General features: G+C 66.5%; 14 protein-coding genes and 1 CRISPR repeat array. Of the genes, 1 reads left to right on the top strand and 13 read right to left on the bottom strand.

The features are described from left to right. Positions 1 to 132 precede the first annotated feature (132 nt). A CRISPR array of direct repeats spans positions 133 to 2,021; the repeat unit is 32 nt; unit sequence GTTTCTATCCACGCCCGCGCGAAGCGGGCGAC. A 215-nt stretch (positions 2,022 to 2,236) separates the two neighbouring features. The 7 genes from cas2 to cas3 form a co-directional block, all read right to left on the bottom strand. Then, positions 2,237 to 2,527 carry a CRISPR-associated endonuclease Cas2 gene (gene cas2, locus ACEVQ6_RS21920; RefSeq protein ID WP_374891177.1) on the bottom strand — a complete coding sequence of 97 codons (291 nt, stop codon included), beginning with the start codon at positions 2,525 to 2,527 and terminating at the stop codon, positions 2,237 to 2,239. Positions 2,528 to 2,535: 8 nt separating this feature from the next. After that, positions 2,536 to 3,570, bottom strand: coding sequence for a type I-C CRISPR-associated endonuclease Cas1c (gene cas1c / locus ACEVQ6_RS21925; protein WP_374891178.1), 1,035 nt, complete (start codon positions 3,568 to 3,570; stop codon positions 2,536 to 2,538). Beyond that, positions 3,567 to 4,028 carry a CRISPR-associated protein Cas4 gene (cas4, locus tag ACEVQ6_RS21930; protein WP_374891179.1) on the bottom strand — a complete coding sequence of 154 codons (462 nt, stop codon included), beginning with the start codon at positions 4,026 to 4,028 and terminating at the stop codon, positions 3,567 to 3,569. Before cas4 ends, cas1c begins: the two co-directional genes overlap by 4 nt. A 202-nt stretch (positions 4,029 to 4,230) precedes the next feature. Further along, the gene (cas7c, locus tag ACEVQ6_RS21935; RefSeq protein ID WP_374891180.1) at positions 4,231 to 5,181 is read right to left on the bottom strand and encodes a type I-C CRISPR-associated protein Cas7/Csd2; all 951 of its coding nucleotides are present in this window, start codon (positions 5,179 to 5,181) and stop codon (positions 4,231 to 4,233) included. After that, complete coding sequence (gene cas8c, locus ACEVQ6_RS21940; protein WP_374891181.1) at positions 5,178 to 6,929, bottom strand: type I-C CRISPR-associated protein Cas8c/Csd1; 1,752 nt, start codon at positions 6,927 to 6,929, stop codon at positions 5,178 to 5,180. The genes cas7c and cas8c overlap by 4 nt, the downstream gene beginning before the upstream one ends. Continuing rightward, positions 6,926 to 7,624 (bottom strand): type I-C CRISPR-associated protein Cas5c, encoded by a 699-nt coding sequence (gene cas5c / locus ACEVQ6_RS21945; RefSeq protein ID WP_374891182.1) that lies wholly within the window; start codon positions 7,622 to 7,624, stop codon positions 6,926 to 6,928. The genes cas8c and cas5c overlap by 4 nt, the downstream gene beginning before the upstream one ends. Before the next feature lie 53 nt (positions 7,625 to 7,677). Continuing rightward, positions 7,678 to 9,933, bottom strand: coding sequence for a CRISPR-associated helicase Cas3' (gene cas3 / locus ACEVQ6_RS21950; protein ID WP_374891183.1), 2,256 nt, complete (start codon positions 9,931 to 9,933; stop codon positions 7,678 to 7,680). A 323-nt stretch (positions 9,934 to 10,256) separates the two neighbouring features. Between cas3 and mgrA the strand changes: the two genes are divergently transcribed. Beyond that, positions 10,257 to 11,315: an L-glyceraldehyde 3-phosphate reductase gene (gene mgrA, locus ACEVQ6_RS21955; RefSeq protein WP_374891184.1), complete on the top strand. Its 1,059-nt coding sequence runs from the start codon at positions 10,257 to 10,259 to the stop codon at positions 11,313 to 11,315. Positions 11,316 to 11,418: 103 nt separating this feature from the next. On the opposite strand, the gene ACEVQ6_RS21960 is transcribed toward mgrA, so the two are convergent. The 6 genes from ACEVQ6_RS21960 to ACEVQ6_RS21985 all read right to left on the bottom strand — a co-directional run bounded on the left by ACEVQ6_RS21960 (position 11,419) and on the right by ACEVQ6_RS21985 (position 17,651). Continuing rightward, positions 11,419 to 12,651 (bottom strand): acyl-CoA dehydrogenase family protein, encoded by a 1,233-nt coding sequence (locus tag ACEVQ6_RS21960; protein WP_374891185.1) that lies wholly within the window; start codon positions 12,649 to 12,651, stop codon positions 11,419 to 11,421. A gap of 29 nt (positions 12,652 to 12,680) precedes the next feature. After that, positions 12,681 to 13,445 carry an ABC transporter ATP-binding protein gene (locus ACEVQ6_RS21965; RefSeq protein WP_374891186.1) on the bottom strand — a complete coding sequence of 255 codons (765 nt, stop codon included), beginning with the start codon at positions 13,443 to 13,445 and terminating at the stop codon, positions 12,681 to 12,683. Between the two features lie 20 nt (positions 13,446 to 13,465). Next, positions 13,466 to 14,809, bottom strand: a complete 1,344-nt coding sequence (locus tag ACEVQ6_RS21970; protein ID WP_374891187.1) for an ABC transporter substrate-binding protein — start codon at positions 14,807 to 14,809, stop codon at positions 13,466 to 13,468. 114 nt (positions 14,810 to 14,923) lie between these two features. Beyond that, positions 14,924 to 15,988 (bottom strand): branched-chain amino acid ABC transporter permease, encoded by a 1,065-nt coding sequence (locus ACEVQ6_RS21975; RefSeq protein WP_374891188.1) that lies wholly within the window; start codon positions 15,986 to 15,988, stop codon positions 14,924 to 14,926. A gap of 3 nt (positions 15,989 to 15,991) precedes the next feature. Then, positions 15,992 to 16,873 (bottom strand): branched-chain amino acid ABC transporter permease, encoded by an 882-nt coding sequence (locus tag ACEVQ6_RS21980; protein WP_374891189.1) that lies wholly within the window; start codon positions 16,871 to 16,873, stop codon positions 15,992 to 15,994. 10 nt (positions 16,874 to 16,883) lie between these two features. Then, positions 16,884 to 17,651 carry an ABC transporter ATP-binding protein gene (locus ACEVQ6_RS21985; RefSeq protein ID WP_374891190.1) on the bottom strand — a complete coding sequence of 256 codons (768 nt, stop codon included), beginning with the start codon at positions 17,649 to 17,651 and terminating at the stop codon, positions 16,884 to 16,886. Position 17,652: the final 1 nt, after the last annotated feature.

Genomic DNA, 17,652 nt, shown 5'->3' on the forward strand with positions numbered 1-17,652 from the left:
TGAGACATGGCAAATTCCTTTGCCATCCTCAATCACACCCCTTGCCTCATTGCAAATTAATAGGTCCTGACCCTAGTGATGTAACTTCAGGTGTTCGTGGAAAATCTCAAAGGCGGCCTCACCGGACGCTTACTTTCTATCCACGCCCGCGCGAAGCGGGCGACCCGTCACCAGCGCCACCCGCACCTCCGCATCGGTGTTTCTATCGACGCCCGCGCGAAGCGGGCGACTGGATGGCGCACCGATTGCCCGTCGCGGGGCCTGTTTCTATCCACGCCCGCGCGAAGCGGGCGACACCGCCGCCGATGGCGCTCAGTCGGAGCGCGCCGGTTTCTATCCACGCCCCCGCTAAGCGGGCGACTGGAGATCTACGCCCAGGTGACCACGGGGCTCGACGTTTCTATCCACGCCCGCGCGAAGCGGGCGACGAGCGGCGCTTTGCGGAGTCGATATACTCAATGGCGTTTCTATCCACGCCCGTGCGAAGCGGGCGACGAGCAGCGCCGGCGCGGTTTTGCCCCGGCTGCGAAGTTTCTATCCACGCCCGCGCGAAGCGGGCGACGACCGCCGCCGATGGCGCTCAGGCGCAGTGCGCCGGTTTCTATCCACGCCCGCGCGAAGCGGGCGACGGGCAGGCCCGGCATGATCTCGACCTTCTTTTGCTCGTTTCTATCCACGCCCGCGCGAAGCGGGCGACCCGATATAGCGGATCAGCGCGTTCTCGATCTTGAGGTTTCTATCCACGCCCGCGCGAAGCGGGCGACCTTCCGGGGCGGGGCGCGTGCTGATCACCGGGCCGGTTTCTATCCACGCCCGCGCGAAGCGGGCGACGCGTTGCGGGTGCCCACTCGCCCCATTGCTTAAAGTTTCTATCCACGCCCGCGCGAAGCGGGCGACCTCCGAAGGACGGGACGGTGGTTGACCTTTGGCTGTTTCTATCCACGCCCGCGCGAAGCGGGCGACGTGTCACTGCCGATCCGGTTTTCGATCCCCTGCTGTTTCTATCCACGCCCGCGCGAAGCGGGCGACTGACTGCCTCCATTGGCCGGACGACGTGCTTTGGTTTCTATCCACGCCCGCGCGAAGCGGGCGACCCAGACTTGCCCGTAGGGATAGGTCGCCGCGCCCGGTTTCTATCCACGCCCGCGCGAAGCGGGCGACCATCGGCCGCCGTCTATGCCTGGGATGCGGCGACCGTTTCTATCCACGCCCGCGCGAAGCGGGCGACGCTCCGCGAGGAGTTTTTGGGCGCCCTCCTCCGTAGTTTCTATCCACGCCCGCGCGAAGCGGGCGACGCCGCGCGTCCAGCTCTTCATCAATCGGGTCGCGTTTCTATCCACGCCCGCGCGAAGCGGGCGACGCTCCCCGACATCGTCGTCCTCAATGTCGGCATGTTTCTATCCACGCCCGCGCGAAGCGGGCGACGACCGGATTGCCCGTCATCCGACGAGATCGGCCGGTTTCTATCCACGCCCGCGCGAAGCGGGCGACGCAGGCGGACGTTGAGGGCGAGGAGGTCGGCGGCGTTTCTATCCACGCCCGCGCGAAGCGGGCGACCTACATGCTGATGGCGGACGGCGAGGCCTCGGCCGTTTCTATCCACGCCCGCGCGAAGCGGGCGACGTGCTCAATGTGACGCGGCGCTGTGCGGCGGCGGCGTTTCTATCCACGCCCGCGCGAAGCGGGCGACGGTCCGACCGCAAGCAGCAATACAGCAAGGCCGAGTTTCTATCCACGCCCGCGCGAAGCGGGCGACGCGCGTTGCCGCGCCCGTCAGGTGGTGGGGGTTAGTTTCTATCCACGCCCGCGCGAAGCGGGCGACCCAGATCCGCCGCCGGCGCCGCCGGGGCCGGTGGGTTTCTATCCACGCCCGCGCGAAGCGGGCGACAAATCTGTGGCGATCGTGGTGTCCTCGGGCAAAGTTTCTATCCACGCCCGCGCGAAGCGGGCGACGTCGCTCCCGGACATCGTCCTCCTCAACGTCGGGATGTTTCTATCCACGCCCGCGCGAAGCGGGCGACAGTCCACCCCATAAACCATCGCAGGCGTTGGCGAAAGCGCCCGTGAAACGCGGACATGTCGCTGTCTCGCGCCCTTTCTCCTTGCCAGAGGCGGAAGCGGCCCCGGAGATGCAATCGTTTCAAGAGGAAAGGCGGAGTGCGAACCGGCCGGGATTTTGCGGCACGCTTGGGGTTCGCGCGGGCGGCGCCCATACCGGATCCCCGATCGATCGCGATCAGACGATCAGTGTCCCGCCGAGATCCGCCGCGGGCTTGGCGCCGACATGCTCCACCTTCCGCTGCCAGTTGGAGCCGAGATAATAGTAACGCAGGCTGTCGCACTCCGGACGGATGATCGATTCGAGCCGTGCCTTCAGCCGCGTCCACTGGGCCGGGTCGACCTCGATCTCGAAGACGGAGAACTGGACCCGCTGGCCGACATCGCGGCAAGCCTTGGCGACCGCGCGAAGACGGGCGGCGCCGTTGGCCTCGGTCGTGCTCACATCATAGGTGACGAGAACGAGCATCACGCCTCCTATTTCCAGAACCAGGGCGGATAGGCGTCGAGATCGCCGCGCAGATGGCGGGCGAGCATCTGGGCCTGAAGGAAGGGGACGAGACCGAGCGGTGCCTTCTCGTCGAGAAAGGGATGCAGCCGCTCGTCCTTCTTGCGCTCCTGCCAGGCGGTCAGCACCGTCTTGCGTGCCTCGTCGGACATCATCACCGCCCCGCCCTCGCGCGTTTCGAAATCGCCGGCGCGAAGCTGGCGCCGGTTGATCAGCGACAGCGCCAGCCGATCGGCAAGCACCGGGCGCAACTCCTCCATCAGGTCGAGGGCCAGCGACGGCCGCCCCGGCCGGTCGCGGTGCAGGAAGCCGACCGCCGGATCAAGCCCGACGCTCTCGCAGGCGCTGCGGCAGTCATGGGTCAGAAGCGTATACAGGAAGGAGAGGAGCGCATTCACCGGATCGAGCGGCGGGCGACGCGAGCGGACCGTCCAGCGCATCTGCGGATCGGGCGCGCGGATCAGGTGGGAGAAGACCGAGAAGTAGAGGTTGGCCGCCTCGCCCTCCGAACCGCGCAGCGCGTCCAGCGTCGCATCGGCACGCTCGATACGCCGGACAATGCGGGCAAGGCGGTCGGTGACGGCGAGGATCGCCGCACGATCGGCCTCGCCATAGGCGTCGCCATAGTCGCGCAATGCCCGCATCAGCACGGAGCGCTGGTTCGCCACCTTGCCGATCAGCATCGAACGGACGATCTCCTCGGGGGCGTCGGCCATGCGGTATTGCGCCCGGCGCAACAGGACATTGCCGCTGACCGGGCCTTCGACGCGCGCCTGGAACCGGCCATTGCGTTCGAGAAACACGATCGCGATGCCGGCGCCGGCGCAGGCGCCGATCAGGGCCGGAGAGATAAAGATCGGTCCGAAGAGGGCGACGGATGCCAGCATGTGCAAGGGCACGCGCGCCCGCTCCGTGCCCTCGACCTCGGCGACGAGATTCTCGCCGTCCTTGCGCAGCGCCGCGTTCTCGGTGGTGACATAGAGCGTGTTGAGCAGCGTCTTCATGGCACGGCGTCGTCGGAAAGCAGGCGGTCGACCATGCGGGTGCGCCAGGCGCGGGCGGGCTTTGCCACCGCATCCGGCCGGCAGAGGTCGATCAGCGAGCAGGCGCGACAGCGCTCGCGGCGAAGGGTCGGCGGCGGCGTGACGGCGCTGCGAAGGACATCGGCAAGGGCCGCGATCGTCTCCTCCGTCAGCGCGCGAAGGGCGTCGTCGAACGGGACCACCTGCCGGCGCTTCGTCTCGGCGTAAAAGAGCGCCCCTTGCGGGACGGCGCGGCCGGTCATCTCCTCGAGGCAGAGCGCCTGGGCACAGAGCTGCACCTCGTCGGCGCGGTGGAGTTTTGCCTTGCCGCGCTTGTATTCGACGGGGAAAGCCGTCTCACCGTCGCTCGACCGGTGGAACTCCACCAGATCGGCGACGCCGGCGATGTTGAGCCGGCGGCTCGCGAGCGGCAGCGCCATATCACGCGGCGGACGCCGCGCCCCGTTCGCGCGCCGCCCTTGTCGGCCACCTGATGCAGCACCTGGCCTTCGGCCGTGAAGCGGTTTTCCGCCCAGACCCGCTCCAGATGGATCAGCGCCGCCTGGCGCAGGCAGTAGACGGCGTGCTGGAGGGCGGACAGCGGGATCGGCTCGGCTTCCTGTCCCTCCGCACCCTCCATGGTCACAGTTTCTCGATGATCTCGACGCCGGCGGGGAGGTTTTCCCTGTCGATGGCGACGGTGTAGTCGGTGAACCGGCGCGCCGGCGGCAGGTTGTCGAGCCGTATGTCGATCTCCCGGAACGCCCCGTCGACGGTCCGGCCGATCCGGACACGATCGAACAGCACGCCGGCGGGTGCATTGCCGAGCGGATTCTCATGCTTGAAAACGATCAGCTTGCGCGTGGTCATCTCGCCGCGCGCAGCTGAGCGATCATGCTCGAACATCGTCGTCAGCGCTTCGAAGAGAAGAGCGAGATCCGCTTCGGAAAAGCCGGTACGCTCTGCGAATTTCGCCGAGATGAAGCCATGCGCAACGTAAAGGCCGTAGGGGACGATGTGCTTGCGGCCCATGGTGCGGTTGTCGGTGCGCTCATTGGCATCGCTGCCCTCGACCTTCTGTTTTTTCTCCGCCTCGTTGGTCGCGGCCATGCGGGTGATGGAAATCTCGACAGGAACGATCGGCTCGACGGACGTCGCGAAGGTGAGCTGCACCGGCCCCTTCACCTGGCCCGCATTGATGCCGGTCGACATGACCGCGCCGAACGTGCGGACATCGAAGAAATTGCGGCACATGAAATCGCGCAGCCTGACGGCTTCCGCGTCGTCCTTCGGGTTCAGCGACTTGTCCTTGTCGACCTTCGGATCGCCGGGACGCAGGGCCTTGTACGCCTGCCGGTGCTTCTCATTGAGGATCGCACCTTCCTGGACATAGATGTGGAAGCCCTCCTGCCCTTCTCGCGCGAGTTCGACATAGTTGCGGATCTTGCGCTTCAGGCTGACGTCGGACACGAGACCGTGATTGGTTTCGGGATCGAGGCGGGGCAGGTTTCCGGCATCCGGGTCGCCGTTCGGATTGCCGTTGGTGACGTCGAAGACGAGAACGAAATCATACCGGTTGGAAAGCGTGGTCATTCTGCGGTCTCCCTTTTCTCGTCCGTGTCGGCGGTCTTGCGTGATTTGAAGAAGTCGCTGTGCTGGTGGTGATATCCGAGGCCGAACAGGGCCTGCTCCCGAGCGGAGAAGGACGCCGGATAGGGATCGGCGCCCGGTTCCATCAGGTCCATGATCTCCTCCTGCAGGCGGACGAGATTGACCTGGCGGCCGCGGCTCTGCTTGCCGAGCTTCGACAGATGATTGGCCGAACCGCTGTCGAGCAGCGAAAACACCTTGCGCGGCGTCGCGGACGCCGATGCGTAGAACTTGTCCTTGATCGTCGCATTGACGTTTCCGCCAAGGGCCGCGCGCTGGATTTCCTCATAGACGGCGAAAAGCCGCCCGAGCACATATCCCTTGTTGCGTTCCTCCGGGTCGAGCGCCACGGGAACCTCCATCCTGTAGTTTCGGGTCAAGACTGCCTTCAGTATTCCGGCGCGCAGCGCATTGATCGTACCGTCGGCGCGGATGCGCATCAGCGTGGTCGAGAGCAGCGTCAGCGGATAGGTCGTGCCGGAGAGGATCGCGCGCATCCAGTCGCCGGCGAGATTGGGCGGGACATTCTCGCGCTTGCCGAGCACGGCCAGTTCGGCGAGATAGCGCCAGAGCGGCGGGTAGCCGCCGCGCGGCGGCGGCTCGACCCGCATATCGCTGACAAACCTCTGGTAGCGCTCCGTCAGCGTGCCGAAGTCGTCTTCGAAGAAGAAGCGGATCGACAGGCGCGCGGCGTTCGGTGCAAGACCAAGCACATGGAAGCGGACATTTTGGGCCAGCCCCGGCGCCACGTCCGTCAGGTGATCGCCCTGCCGGATACGCTGGAGCTGCACGCCGATCGTTTTGACCGCCTCGGCATCGTCGGCATCCGCGCCGACGAAGGCCGCAAACAGGCTTTCGGCAACCGCCTCGTCTTCCACGCGGCCGGCCTGCGCCCAGAAGACCGTCGAGGCATCACCGATCTGGACGCGGTGGCCGCTGTCGCGCTCCAGGAACCGGTTCAGGGCAGTGGTATATTTTGCCGCCGCCAATTCCGAGACAGGGGCGTTGGTCCCCTGTTCATGGCCATAGGAGGTAAAGGCGTCCAGATTGAAGGAGACAAGCGCAGCACCCGAGGATTGCGCGCCCCAGACACCTTTGATTGAAGGGTGCAATCGCGCGACCGGTGCCATTTCCCCTGTCACGAGACAGGCCCGTAATCCCTTTTCATCTGCGGTGGAATGACGCTCCCAGAGCAATTTCGCGGCTTCCCGCTGGTGCAGCCACCGCTCCCGCCGCTCGCGCTCCAGCGCGAAAATGACGTTCTGGTCCCTCATCTCCTCCGGCCAAGACGGCCCGGCAAACTGTTCGGGCGTCCAACCCTGAAGGAACAGCCGCAGCGCGTCGAGGCCCGCATCGTTCGTTCCCTCGAGCGCGTCCAGATGCCGCTTGACGAAGGCGGCGTGCTCGTCGGCCGTGCGCCGCCCCTCCCCGGCGGTCACGCCGAGCACATAGGACGTCTTGTCCCAGAGGAAATTCGGCGCGATGCCGGCCGTCCGCTTCACCGGCTGCGGCACCAGCATCATCTTTGGCTGCCTCTTCCTCCCCTCGCCCTCGCGGAGATCGACCACGTCGAAGACGCTGCCGTCGTCGTTCAGCGAAATCACGAAGCCGATCTTTTCCGTCGAATAGCCGAAGGGCGGGGCATCCGGCAGGCGGTCATAGGCGCTGACCAGCGAGGAGAGGATGCTCATCGCAGGATCTCCCGCGACTGCGGCGGCGGGACCTTGACCACCCCGTCCCTCAATGTCGCCCGGAAGAACATCGACGGCCGGTCCTTGGCTCCGTGATCGATGTCGAAGAGCATCAGCCCGAGATCGCGCGGCGTACCGAAGCCGAGATCGGCGCTGCGGTGCTCCTCATCCGCCATCGGCATCGGCGCGGCGGGATCGACCAGCTCGAAATGGGCGGCGAATTCCCGTGTGCCGAGGCAGGGCTGGTGGAAGCATTGGCCGCGGACGGCGCGGCGGCGGAAGACATCGAGATGCTTGCCCTCGTTGTCGTCCGGCCCGGCCTTCTCCGTCAGCTCGAAATGCGCCTCGATCACATAGGCCGGACGGACCAGCACGGTCGCGGCACGCTGCTGGCGGTCCTCGTCGACGAGAAGCTGGAGATCGGCGAGATCGCCGCGCTTCATCGCGCTTTTGATCTTGCCGGCCGGCGCCTTGCCGCCCACCTCGTTGCGGCGGATCGACTGGAAACGGATCGGTTTCAGCACATGGATCGCGTCGACGACCCAGCGGATCGCCGGCTTCCAGTGGATCGCTTCGAGGATGCCGCGCGCGGCCGACGGCGTCGGCACGTCGTAGCTGACACGTTCCACCTTGAGCTCGGGCCGCGTGAAGCAGGCATAGTCGCCCGATACCTTCAACCTGATGCCGAAAGCCACGGTTTTCTCCTTCGATCAAAAAAGAGATGCACGCCCGTCGCCGGAAAGGGCGATCAGATGATCGAGTTCTCGACCGCAAGATAGGCGGCATCCTCCCACAACAGGCCGATCTCCGGCCTGTAGAGGCTCATGGTCTTCAAGATTGCGAACTGGTCCCCCCAGAGGTCCGGCCGCACGAAGCCGACGTGACCGTTGTCGATCAGCATCTGCCGCGCCTGAACCGGAACCTGCACGAGGTAAGCCTGCAATTTCCGCGCGATTCGTCCAGCGGAAATTCCACCGGAGCCAAGCGCGCGGACGGCCTTCTCAGCGATGGCGTCGCCGGGCACGATGACCGGCACCATCGTGCTTTCGATCATGCGGAACCGTTCGCCCACGGTCCGGAAGGAGAAATCCGTGCCCTGCCCGGTCAGCACGAAATGATCGAGGATGCCCTTGCCCTCGACGCGGCGGTCGAGCCCGTCGCGGCCGACCCGCCAGTAGACCTCGCCGAAGTAATCCTCGATCGCGGGCAGCGACTGGAGGTCCTCCTGCCGTTTCAGCACGCGCTGCATGTCCGAAACGAGGCCCCGGATCTCCGAGGGCGGCGGGTAGGCGCTCGCGGAAAACACGGTGACGATGCTCTCTTCCAGCGGGCGCCTTCCCTCGCGGTTGACGCGGCCGGCGGCCTGGATGATCTGGTCGAGGCCGGCCTCGGCGCGCCAGGCCTTCGGGAAATCGACGTCGACGCCGGCCTCGATCAGGCTGGTGGCGATCACCCGGCAGGGAGTGCCGGCGGCAAGACGGGCGCGGACATCGGCGAGGATCTGGCGCCGGTGCGCCGCATATTGCCGGGTCGTCAGGTGGATCAGGCCGTCGAGGCCGGCGGCGTCGGCCTGCGTGTAGAGATCGAGCGCATGCCGGCGGCTGTTGACGATCACCAGCGCCTGCGGCTCCCCGGAAAGGGCGGCGATGAGGGCGTCGTTGTCCATCTCCCCGGCCTGGACGATGCGGGTGCGCCGCAGGGCCGCGAACAGGCCTTGCGGATCCGGCGCCAGTTCGCGTCCCTCCAGCGCCAGCCCGCCCTTCAGCTTGCGCCGGTCGAGCGCCGGCTGCGTCGCCGTGCAGAGCACGATGCTGCAGCCGTAGTTCAGCGCCAGCTCGTCGAGCATGCGCAGCACCGGCAGCAGCAGATGCCGCGGCAGCGTCTGCGCCTCGTCGAGGATGATGACGGAATTGGCGATGTTGTGCACCTTGCGCGCCCGCGACGTGCGCGCGGAAAACAGGCTTTCGAACAGCTGGACATTGGTGGTGACCACGACCGGCGCCGCCCAGTCCTCCATCGCAAGCCGGAGCTTGTCGCGGCTCTTCCAGCCGTCCTCGCGGTCGAGCGTGTCGTCGTCGATGGCGGAATGGTGCTCGAGGACGTTGTCGTCACCCAGAATGGCGCGAAAGATCGCCGCCGTCTGGTCGATGATCGAGGTGAAGGGGATGGCATAGATGATGCGCGTATGGCCGCATGCCTTGGCATGGTCGAGCGCGAAGGCGAGCGAGGCGAGCGTCTTGCCGCCGCCGGTCGGCACCGTCAGCGTGAAAAGGCCTCGTCCCTCCGTCGCCCGCGCGCGGACATGGGAGAGGACATCGCGCCGGAGCCGGTTGAGATCGGTCTCGGCCGCGCCCATCGCCGCCATGTGCGCGTCGAAGCGGCGCAGGAATTCCGGCAGGCTCGCCTGCAGTTCCGGCCAGTCGCGATCGGCCGTGCGGCCGTCGAGCGCCTGGTAGAAGGCCTCCGTATCCTTGAAATCCGCGTCGACGAGGCAGGAGAACAGCATCCGCGCGATCATCGAGAACTGGAAGGCCGCGACCTGCCGGTCCTGCCTGTCGAAGCGCGAGATGAAGGAGGGCACCAGACCCTCCGCCGATGGCGCCAGCTCGGTCTTCCAGATCTCGTCCACGGGAAGGATCTCGCCCGCCAGCCGGCGCTTCAGGCAGGAGGGCGACGGCGTGTGCCAGTCCGGCAGGCCGGTGTGGTGACCCGCGACGCAATAGGCGAGAAGCTCGGCGATGCTCTTGTCGAGGCCGCGGGCGAAATCGCCCGTCAGCAGACGGGCGCCAGCCGTCGAATGATCGACGCGGATATCCGCCCCCTCGAGGCGGCGCTGGAATTCGGGCGTATACTTCCCGAGATCATGCAGCAATCCGAGGAGATGGGCCGCCTTTTCCAGCCCGAAGGCCGAGGCCATCGCGGCGGCGAGCCGGGCGACGGCGATCGCGTGGTCGTCGAGACGCTGCCAGTCACTCCGGTCGGGCTCCACGCCCGGAATGGCCATAATAGCTCCTGCCGTTCTTGCTCATGCTTTCCTCCCGAGCCATCCCACAATCACGACCCGCAGAATACACACGAAAATTGCATTTTCAACGAGTAAATACAACTTTTAGTATTTTTTGATCGCTTTGCGTGTATCGGGGAGAGGCTCCCGGCGGGCCGCCGCCCGGCAAACCTCCCGTGCCGGACATCCCCGGCTGCATCGCAGCCGCCGCCGGGTCCGACCGGCTTTGCATCCGGGTCGCTGTCCTGATAGACCGTCCATCCGCCTATCATGCCGTCCGGCGTCGGCGATCCGCCGTCGCGCAACAGGGAAGAGATCCGACCATGACCTACCAAGCCGCCGCCGACCGTTATGACGACGACAAGGGCCGCTATCGCCGCGTCGGGCGAAGCGGTCTGATGCTTCCGGCACTCTCCTTCGGGCTCTGGCACAATTTCGGCGACACGACGCCGATCGAGCGCCAGCGGTCGATCCTGTTCAAGGCCTTCGATCTTGGCATCACCCATTTCGACCTCGCCAACAATTACGGCCCGCCCTATGGCAGCGCCGAGATCAACTTCGGCCGGGTGCTGAAGGAGGATCTCGCCGCCTATCGCGACGAGCTGATCATTTCGAGCAAGGCCGGCTGGGACATGTGGCCAGGCCCCTACGGCCAGGGCGGCGGATCGCGCAAATACGTGCTCGCCAGCCTCGACCAGAGCCTGAAGCGTCTCGGCGTCGACTATGTCGACATCTTCTATTCGCATCGTTTCGACGCGGACACGCCGCTCGAGGAGACGGCCGGCGCGCTCGCCACCGCCGTCGAACAGGGCAAGGCGCTCTATGTCGGCGTCTCGTCCTATTCAGGCGCGAAAACGCGGGAAATCGCGGCGCTGCTCGCCGAGCGCAACATTCCGCTGCTCATCAACCAGCCGGCCTACAACATGCTCAACCGCTGGATCGAGAAGGATCTTCTCGACGCCTGCGCCGAGACCGGCACCGGCATCATCGCCTTCACCGCGCTCGCCCAGGGTCTGCTCAGCAACAAATACCTGAACGGCATCCCGCAGGACGCGCGCATCAACCGGCCGGGCGGCGGCTCGCTGCCCGCCTCCCACCTCAGCGACGCCAATCTCGCCCGCGTGCGCGCGCTGAACGACATCGCCGCGCGGCGCGGCCAGACGCTGGCGCAGATGGCGCTCGCCTGGGTGCTGCGCGACCCGCGCGTGACCTCGACGCTGATCGGCGCCAGCACGCCGGAACAGGTGGTCGAGAACGTGGCGGCGCTCGACAATCTGGCATTTTCGGCAGACGAACTGGCCGAGATCGATCGTTACGCCGTGGAAGGCGACATCAACCTCTGGGACAAGCCGTCGCACGACCAGGCGATCACGTCGATCTGACAGGAAAGGCCGCCGGGGATTCCCGGCGGCCGTTCCATGACACTCCGTTGCATGGCACTTGCGACATCGCCCGCCATCCCCGGCGGGCGACGGGCGTTCCGGCTCAGTTTCCGGCCGGAACGCCGATGCGCCACTGGTAGGGCGGCGGCGTGCCATTGACGGCATAATCGCCGACGATGCGGTCCTTGTAGATGCGCGGATTGTGCGACGACAGGGTGCGGGCGTTGCGCCAGAAGCGGTCGAGCGCGAGCGGCTTGCGCGTCGCCGAGGCGCCGAGCGTGTCGAAGGCGATCGTCGAGGCGTCGAGGATCAGGTCGCTGACGATGTTCAGCGCCTGCGAAGTCTCGAGCTCGGCGATGGCGTTGGCTTTCTCCTCGGCCTCGGCATCGTCCTCGAAGCGGGCGAGATGGGCGCGCTCGATGGCGCGGCCGACCTGAAGCACGATCGCGCCCGCCGCATAGGCATTGCTGCGGATGCGGCCGACCACCTGCAGAACCTGCGGATCCTGGCTGGAACGCGGGCCGGCGGCGTTCGAATAGTTGCGCGTGCGCTTGGCGACGGCCTCGGCGACCTCGCGCGTCAGCGCCCGGCCGATGCCGGCGAGCGTCGCCAGATGCACGGCCTGGTAGAAGGCAGCACCGTAGCGGAATTTTTCCGCGTCGACGACGATGTCGGCCGGATCGACCGCGACATCGGTCAGCGTCGTCGTGCCGCTCGCCGTCAGCGTCTGGCCGAAACCGTCCCAGTCGTCGATGACGTTGACGCCGGGATCGTCGCGCCGCACCTGCAGCACGACGCCCTCGCCTTCAAGCCCGGTGGCGCCGACATCGATCCAGTCGGCGAAGAGCGAGCCGGTCGTGTAGTATTTCGCTCCGTTGACGACGAGCTTTCCGTCCTTTTCCGAGACGCGCGTCGAGAAGGCGTCCTGGCTGGCCGTGCCGATCTCGGTCCAGGCGTTGCCGGCGATCTCGCCCGCCGCGATGCGTTTGGCCCAGCGGCTGCGGTCCGGCCCCTCGGCCTTGCTGATCACGTCCTCGACGAAGCCGAAATGGCCGCGCAGCGCCTGGGTGATGTTGGATTCGGCCTCCGACAGCTCGATCAGGACGTTGAGGAATTCGGGCAGGGTGGCGCCGAACCCGCCCTCCGCTTCCGGCAGGCGCAACGCGCCGATGCCGGCCGCCTTCAGTGCGGCGATTTCGTCTGCCGGCAATGTGCGGTGGATTTCCCGGTCGATGGCGCCGGCGGCGATGTCGGCGAAAAGCGGACGGAAGCGGTCGGCCAGCGCCTCGTAGCGCGCGCTCGGGCCCTCGCCCCAGCCGAGGTCGATTTGGGACATGCGTGTTCCTTTCGATGCGATGATACGGATCAGGCGGCCGAGGCCGCGCCGCCGAGGTAGAAGTCGTGGACGTCGTCGCGGGCGCGCAGCGCCTCGGCGGTGCCCGAGAGCGCCACGCGCCCGGTTTCGAGGATGTAGCCGTGATCGGCATAGGTCAGCGCCAGGGCGGCGTTCTGCTCCGCGATCAGGAAACTGACGCCGGACTGGCTGTTCAGCGTGCGGATGATCTCGAAGATCTCCTGCACGATGATCGGCGCGAGCCCCATCGAGGGCTCGTCGAGCAGCACCAGTGTCGGCTTCGTCATGAGAGCCCGGCCGATCGCCACCATCTGCTGCTCGCCGCCGGAGGTCAGGCCCGCCTTGGTCCCGCGCTTCTGCTTGAGGCGCGGAAACCACGTATAGACCTGTTCGAGGCTGTCGTTCAGCGCGCTGCGCGAGGGCTTTCGCACATAGCCGCCGGAGAGGATGTTCTCCTCGACAGTCAGTTGCGCAAAGACGTGGCGACCCTCCAGCACCTGCACGACACCGCGATCGACGAGCCTGGCGGCGGAGAGGTCGCTCACCGCCTCGCCGCGCCAGAGGATCTCGCCCCGGCTGACCCGGCCGCGGGCCGGGCCGAGCAGGTTGGAGATCGCCTTCAGCACCGTGCTCTTGCCGGCGCCGTTGGCGCCGAGAAGGGCGACGATCCGGCCCTCCTCGACGGTCAGCGAGACGTCGCGCACGGCGAGGATCGCCTGTCCGTAGACGGCCTCGATGCTGAGAACATCGAGAAACCCTGTCTTCTGCCCGGTCATGGTCGGCGATCCCCCTTGGCTCAGTTGCTGGCGTCGGCGCGCGGCGTGATGCCCTTCTCGGCGGCATAGGCGGCGGCCTTGGCCTTGATCACGTCGGCAAAGAGGGTCGGATCGGCCTTCAGCCAGTCGGTCCGCGTGTCCCAGCTCTCGCCGTTCCACTGGATGATCTTGGCGGCGATCGTCTCGCCCTTGTGGTTGTCGATGGTGGTCTTCAGCGGGCTGATCAGGCCTTCGGCGCCGAGTTCGGCGATGCGCTTGTCATCGATGTCGAGGTTTTCCAGCGCCCACTGGCCTTCGGCGGTGTTCAGCGCCTTGTTGCCGAATTTCTTCTGGCCGGTGCGAAGCGCCTCGACGAAGGTGATCGCCTCGATCACGCCGTAGTTGTAATAGACCGTGCCAAACTTGGAATTGTCCTTGAGGTCGGACTTGCCGGCATCGACGATCTTCTCCTTCAGCGTCTTCAGGATGCCGTAATCGGTGCCCGGCGGGAAGACGGAGACGGCGAGATAGCCCTTGGCGGCGGCGCCCGCCGGACGGGCGTCGTCCTCGGAGCCCGACCAGATGTCGCCGATGATGCGGTCGGCGGGGAAGCCGACGCGGGCCGCCGTCTTGATCGCCACCGGCGTCATCACGCCCCAGCCGCGCAGGAACACCCAGTCGGCGCCGGCACGGCGGATCTGCTGCCATTGCGCCTGCTGCTGCTCGCCCGGATGCGGCACGGGGATCTGGATATCCTCGAAGCCGTATTTCTTCGACAGGATGGCGAGCGGCTCGATCGTGTCGCGGCCATAGCCGGAATCGTGGTAGAGGGTGGCGATCTTGACGCCCTTCAGCTTGTCGTGGCCGCCGACCTGGGCTGCGATGTAGTCGACGATGATCTGCGCCTCCGACCAGTAGTCGAAGATCAGCGGGAACTGGTAGGGGAAGACGCGGCCGTCGGTGGCGATGTTCTGGCCGCCGCCGGGGCTGACGATCGGCACCTTGTCGAGGCGCGCCTTGTCGGTCAGCGCCACGTCGAGACCCGACGAATGCGGATAGATCGCCGCCGTCAGCGCGCCGTTGAAGCCGTTCTTGTAGCGCTCGTAGCACTCGATGCCGCGCTCGATCGTATAGGCGGTCTCGCATTCCTGGATCAGGATCTTTACGCCGTTGACGCCGCCCTCGACCTCGTTGACGTAGCGGAGATAATCGATGTTGCCGGCGCCGAAGGGAATGAAGGACGGCGCGTAGGGGCCGGTGCGGTAGGTGAACAGCGGATAGAGCTGCTGGCCGGCCGCGTCCTCGGCGTAGGCGGGTGCGGCGAGCGTCGCCGCCGCGATCAGCGCGCTCGCCGTGAGCGCGATCGTTTTCGAGACTATCGACATGGTGACCCCTTGTTGTGTCGCTTGTGTCTGGCGTTACGGAGGATGGCGCCGGACGATGTCCCGACGGGCGGAGGATCCGGCGCCACACCCGGTCCGCACGGAAGCGAGGAATGCCTAGGTTTTTCTGAGCCGCGCCCGGACGGCATCCGCGCCGCGCCGGATCAGCGCCGAGAGCCCGTCCGGCTCCTTGATCAGGATGAGGATGATGATCGCGCCGAAGATGACGCGCTGCAGGTTGGTGATCGCGCCCTGGTCGCCGAGATAGGCGATGTTGGCCGCAAGCACGATGTTGTCGAGCAGGATCGGGGTCAGCACGATGAAGGCGGCACCGAGGAAATTGCCGAAGATCGTCGCCGTGCCGCCGATCAGTACGATGAAGAGGATCTGGAACGACTTGTCGAGATTGTAGGTGTGGGCATCGGCCGTGCCGAGATAGGCAAACCCCCAGAGCACGCCGGTGACGCCGAGGAAGAAGGAGGAGACCGCATAGGCCTCCAGCTTGCGCCGGGCGACGCGGATGCCGAGCACCGAGGCCGCCGTCTCCTGGTCGCGGATCGCCATCCACTCCCGGCCGAGCCGGCTCCTGACGACGAGGAAGGCGAGCCCGATCAACAGCGCCGTCACGGTGACGACCAGCAGGTAGCGTCCGACCGGCGACTGGAGATGATGTCCGAGGAATTCGAGACGCGGCGCCGAGATCGTCAGCGACTGGCTGTTGTTGGAAAACCAGGGATAGTTGGTGAAGAGCCACTGGAAGAAGAACTGCGCGCCGAGCGTCGAGGCGGCAAGGTAGAAGCCCTTGATGCGCAAGGCCGGCAGGCCGAAGAAGACGCCGACGGCCGCGGCGATCAGCCCGGCGAGCACGAAAACCACCGGCAGGGGAAGGAAGGGCGCGCGCAGGATCAGGTTGTAGGCGGAGAAGACGCCGACCGACATGAAGGCCGCCGAGCCGAGCGAGACGAGGCCGGCATAGCCCTGCAGCAGGTTGAGCGAGATGCCGGCAAGGCCCATCACGATCGTCGGGATGATGATCGAACTCAGCCAGTAGTCGGTGGCGACCGCCGGCACGACGCCGAAGGCGACGACGAGGCCGATCGCTGCGAGCGCCAGCGGCACAAGGGCCGGACCCGCCGGAAGCGCGGCGGTCTGCGGCGCAGCGCCCTGTTCAATCGTGGTCATGGCTCAGACCCTTTCGATGTCGCGGTCGCCGAAGAGGCCGGCCGGGCGGATAAGGAGGAAGGCGACGGCGAGGATGTAGGCGAACCAGGTGGAGACGCTGCCGTTGACGATCGGCCCGAGATAGATGTCGGCGAGCGCCTCGCCGGCACCGACGATCAGGCCGCCGACGATCGCGCCGGGGATCGAGGAGAAGCCGCCGATGATCAGCACCGGCAGCGCCTTCAGCGTGACGAGCGACAGCGAGAACTGCACGCCCTGCCGCGCGCCCCAGAGCAGCCCCGCCACCAGCGCGACGACGCCGGCCACACTCCAGACGATGCGCCAGATCACCGGCAGGCGGATGCCGATCGACTGGGCGGCGAGCGTGTCGTCGGCGACCGCGCGCAGCGACACGCCCATCCGCGTCCGGCTGAAGACGATCGCCAGCACCGCGACGAGGGCGACGACGATGAGCGAGGCGGTGATGTCGAAACTGCTGATGAACAGGCCGTAATAGTCGTCCGCGATGTCTTCGATGCCGAGGTCGAGCATGTGCACGTCGGTGCCGAGGAAGAACTGGGCCGCGCCGTCGATGACGAAGGAGAGGCCGAGCGTCGCCATGAACAGCGTCAGCGGATCACGGTTGCGCAAAGGGCGCAGCACCGTCGCCTCGATCGCCACCGCGACCAGCACCATCAACGCCGATGTGGCGGCGAAGGCGACCCAGAAGTTCGCCCCGCGCTCGATGAGCGTGACGAAGACGAGGGCGGCGAGGAAGACCATCGCCCCTTGGGCGAAGTTGAACACGCCGGACGCCTTGTAGATCAGCACGAAGCCGATGGCGACGAGACCGTACATCAGCCCGGCGAACAGGCCTGCGATCAGCGTTTCGAGAAAGAATGCCATGTCCGCCCCCTCAATGGACCGTGCCGAGATAGGCGGCGATGACCTCGGGATCGTTGCGCACGGCCTCCGGCGTCCCGTCGGCGACCTTGCGGCCGTAGTCGAGCACGACGATGTGCCGGGCAAGACCGAGAACGATGCCGACATCGTGTTCGATCAGCACGATCGTCGTGCCGTAGGCGCGGTTGACCTCGGCGATGATCCGGCTCATCTCGCGCTTCTCGTCCTGGTTCATGCCGGCCATCGGCTCATCGAGCAGCAGCAGCTTCGGCTGGGACACGAGGGCGCGGGCGAGGTCGACGCGCTTCTGCGTGCCGTAGGAGAGCGACGAGACGATGCGGTCGCGCTCCGCCTCCAGCCCCAGGAAGCCGATCACGCGGTCTGCGCGCGCGGCGAAGTCGCGCCGTTCGGCGCGGTCGCGGCCGAAGCGGAAGACGGTCTCGACGACATTCGCCGTGCCATGGCGGGCAAGGCCGGCCAGAACGTTTTCGCGCACCGTCAGGCGGCGGAACAGCGCGTTGTGCTGGAAGGTGCGACCGATGCCGAGGCGCGCCGCCCTGCCCGGCCGGATCGCCTCGAAGCGGGCACCGTTGAAGACGATGTCGCCGGAATCGGCGCGATAGACGCCGTTGATGACGTTGAGCAGCGAGCTCTTGCCGGCGCCGTTCGGGCCGATTAGGGCGCAAATCTCGCCTTCCTCGACCGAAAAGCTGAGCGCGTTCAGCGTCTTGACGCCGCGGAAGGACAATGACACCTCACTGAGGTCGAGAAGGCTCGCCATC

This window comes from Ensifer soli (genome assembly GCF_041928815.1).
Taxonomy (GTDB): domain Bacteria; phylum Pseudomonadota; class Alphaproteobacteria; order Rhizobiales; family Rhizobiaceae; genus JBHFEI01.

Bases quoted from the DNA above. Each gene is read 5' to 3' on its own strand.
- cas4 (WP_374891179.1), bottom strand. From the start codon at position 4,028: ATGGCGCTGCCGCTCGCGAGCCGCCGGCTCAACATCGCCGGCGTCGCC.
- cas7c (WP_374891180.1), bottom strand. From the start codon at position 5,181: ATGACCACGCTTTCCAACCGGTATGATTTCGTTCTCGTCTTCGACGTC.
- cas1c (WP_374891178.1), bottom strand. From the start codon at position 3,570: ATGAAGACGCTGCTCAACACGCTCTATGTCACCACCGAGAACGCGGCG.
- mgrA (WP_374891184.1), top strand. From the start codon at position 10,257: ATGACCTACCAAGCCGCCGCCGACCGTTATGACGACGACAAGGGCCGC.
- cas8c (WP_374891181.1), bottom strand. From the start codon at position 6,929: ATGAGCATCCTCTCCTCGCTGGTCAGCGCCTATGACCGCCTGCCGGAT.
- ACEVQ6_RS21975 (WP_374891188.1), bottom strand. From the start codon at position 15,988: ATGACCACGATTGAACAGGGCGCTGCGCCGCAGACCGCCGCGCTTCCG.
- ACEVQ6_RS21985 (WP_374891190.1), bottom strand. From the start codon at position 17,651: ATGGCGAGCCTTCTCGACCTCAGTGAGGTGTCATTGTCCTTCCGCGGC.
- ACEVQ6_RS21970 (WP_374891187.1), bottom strand. From the start codon at position 14,809: ATGTCGATAGTCTCGAAAACGATCGCGCTCACGGCGAGCGCGCTGATC.
- cas3 (WP_374891183.1), bottom strand. From the start codon at position 9,933: ATGGCCATTCCGGGCGTGGAGCCCGACCGGAGTGACTGGCAGCGTCTC.
- ACEVQ6_RS21980 (WP_374891189.1), bottom strand. From the start codon at position 16,873: ATGGCATTCTTTCTCGAAACGCTGATCGCAGGCCTGTTCGCCGGGCTG.
- ACEVQ6_RS21960 (WP_374891185.1), bottom strand. From the start codon at position 12,651: ATGTCCCAAATCGACCTCGGCTGGGGCGAGGGCCCGAGCGCGCGCTAC.
- ACEVQ6_RS21965 (WP_374891186.1), bottom strand. From the start codon at position 13,445: ATGACCGGGCAGAAGACAGGGTTTCTCGATGTTCTCAGCATCGAGGCC.
- cas2 (WP_374891177.1), bottom strand. From the start codon at position 2,527: ATGCTCGTTCTCGTCACCTATGATGTGAGCACGACCGAGGCCAACGGC.